A 2,430-nucleotide genomic window follows, 5' to 3' on the forward strand; every position below is an offset into this window, starting at 1 on the left:
GCTCGACGTTAAACCCTACGCAAGAGTGGAGTTAGACACGATTCGTCGTGCATCCGCGGTGACGGCGTAAATAAGTCTACATAATTACAGATTATGTTAGATTTTTAGTAGCGGATGCAGAAAGAATTATATGATCGTAAGATTCAGAAAGAGGACATGCTCGATAGAGTTAATGTGAATCAGGCTTTACAGCTTTTGAGCACAAGCGACAATCCGGCAGAAAGGCAACTGGCTCAGGATATTTTTGCCCAATCAGGTAACGGCGCTTTAGGTGACTTGCCCGGAGAGGGCAAACGGTTTGCCGGGTTAATGTGGGGCCGGGCTAACGAGTGACAGCAAATAATCAGTCATCCATCCTTAGTTCAGTGATTTTCACCGTATTATTGTCGTGGATGGTCAACACATGGCCATCGGCACTGAAGATGGCTGACCTGATTCCACTGTTATCGTCGTGGATGGTCAACACATGGCCACCGGCTCTGAAGGTGGCTGACCTGATTCTACTGCGATGGGAAATGGTGGCTTTTTCTTTCCATGATCCATCGCTTAACTGGCCATAAATTTTCGCCGTTTTATCGTTTCTGGTTGTGACTATATGACGGCCATCGAGGCTAAAGGCTGCTGATTTGAAACCAGAAACATGGGAAATGGTCGCTTTTTTTTTCCAGGATCCATTGTCCATCTGGCCATAGATTTTCAACTTATTATCTCCACTGTGGATGATCACATGGCGGCTATCGGCACTAAAGGTGACGGATTTAATGCTCTCCAAATAATAGGAAATGGTCGTTTTTTTTTCCCACGATCCATCGTTCTTATGGCCATAGATTTTCGATTTTTTATCTTCACTGCGGGTGATCACACAGCGGCTATCGGGGCTAAAGGTGGCTGAGTAGACCCGATCACCATGGGAAATAGTGGTTGTTTCTTCCCATGATCCGTCGTCCTTCTTGCCGCAGATTATCGCCTTGCCATCGTTACTGGCGGTCACTAAATGGCGGTTATCGGCGCTGAATGTCGCTGATAAGACTGAACCCTCGTGGGTAATGATGGCTTTTTCTTCCCATGATCCATCGGCCTCCAGGCCATGGATTTTCGCCCGAACGAAGCTGGTGGTCACCACATGGCGGCCATCGGTGCTGAAGGTGGCTGACTTGACAGGACTATCATGGGAAATCGTGACTTTTTTCACCCATGATCCATCGTCCTGCATGCCACAGATTCTCGCCATGCTGCCTCCCATACAGACAGTCAATAAATAGCGACCATCGGCGCTGAGGGTGGCAGACTTGACAGGGCTATCATGGGAAATAATGGTTTTTTCTACCCATGACTCATCGTCTTGCTTGCCATAGATTTTCGCCTTGCCATCTTCACTGGCGGTCACCACATAGCGGCTATCGTCGCTGAAGGTAGCTGAGGAGACACGCTCATCATGGGAAATAGTGGCTTCTTCTTCCCATGATCCATCGTCTTTCAGAGCAAAAATTTTTGCGGTTTTATCGTCACTTGCGGTCACCATATGGCGGCTATTGATGCTGAAACTGGCCATATTGACGCGGCTATCATGGGAGATAGTGGCTTTTGCTGTCCATGATCCACCGTCCTCCCGGGAACAGATTTGCAACGTTTTATTGTTTCTAAGGATCAAAATATGGCGACCATCGCGGCTGAAGATAGCATCACTACCGTGGAGGGTGGTCTTTGTGTCTAATTTAAATGTTTTACATTCAGACATCAGTTTAGCGATAGAGGAAAAGAACAGCGCAGGAAAATAAATACTCTCTTGGCGATCGATGATTGACTTGATTAATGCCTCATCCTTTGTAAAACGCCTCAACCAACCCTCGAGTTGATCTTTATCTTTTGTAGTGACGATTGTCTCCAACGTAGCCTGGTGTGATGAAGAAAACCGGCGATACCACGTCCTTGCTATTGAAGTATCATTTATGAGTATATTGTTAAGGTATGAATTTGCCCGTGCTAAACGGGTAATATCATGGGCCTGCAAATAGGAATAAATTTTGGATTGTATATCCATTGGTAAGTCGAGCAATAATGAAAGCTCTTTCTTGTCACGTACAATGACGTTCCTGCCCATAGCGGTACCACTGGTTCTTTCTGATCGAGCTTGTTCCGGTGTTGATGGGAGTGAACCACCAAAGCAGGAAAGGTTTTTTATGGAGTTCATAGTTTGTTTCTCAATAGTTATTTTTAACTTTGGATAGCAGGGATATTCAAAGTTGATTCTGGAAGATAGACTCGGTTTTTGCTTAAAAGTTCACGACATTGATGTAAGCGTAACTAACAGGAAAACAGGGGGTTGATCTGGGAAAATGATAATAAACAGGCCTGTCTGACAACCATCAGACACTAGGAGCCTGTCGGACTTGAGCGTCCGTAGCGAGGATTGCAAGAAATTGAGGATAA

General features: G+C 45.7%; 2 protein-coding genes. One reads left to right on the forward strand and one right to left on the reverse strand.

Translation table 11 applies throughout. The features are described from left to right. The first annotated feature begins 156 nt into the window (after nucleotides 1-156). Entirely contained in the window at nucleotides 157-333 is a 177-nt protein-coding gene (locus KDK16_RS10960; RefSeq protein ID WP_257276133.1) for a hypothetical protein, read from the forward strand. A 10-nt stretch (nucleotides 334-343) separates the two neighbouring features. Here the strand turns inward: KDK16_RS10960 and KDK16_RS10965 are convergent, their stop codons facing one another. Continuing rightward, nucleotides 344-2,191: an F-box/WD40 repeat-containing protein gene (locus KDK16_RS10965; RefSeq protein ID WP_257276134.1), complete on the reverse strand. Its 1,848-nt coding sequence runs from the start codon at nucleotides 2,189-2,191 to the stop codon at nucleotides 344-346. Nucleotides 2,192-2,430: the final 239 nt, after the last annotated feature.

It is taken from the genome of Endozoicomonas sp. SESOKO4, from assembly GCF_024606275.1.

Excerpts from the sequence above, each read along its gene's own strand:
- KDK16_RS10965 (WP_257276134.1), bottom strand. The coding sequence starts at position 2,191 with ATGAACTCCATAAAAAACCTTTCCTGCTTTGGTGGTTCACTCCCATCA.
- KDK16_RS10960 (WP_257276133.1), top strand. The coding sequence starts at position 157 with ATGCTCGATAGAGTTAATGTGAATCAGGCTTTACAGCTTTTGAGCACA.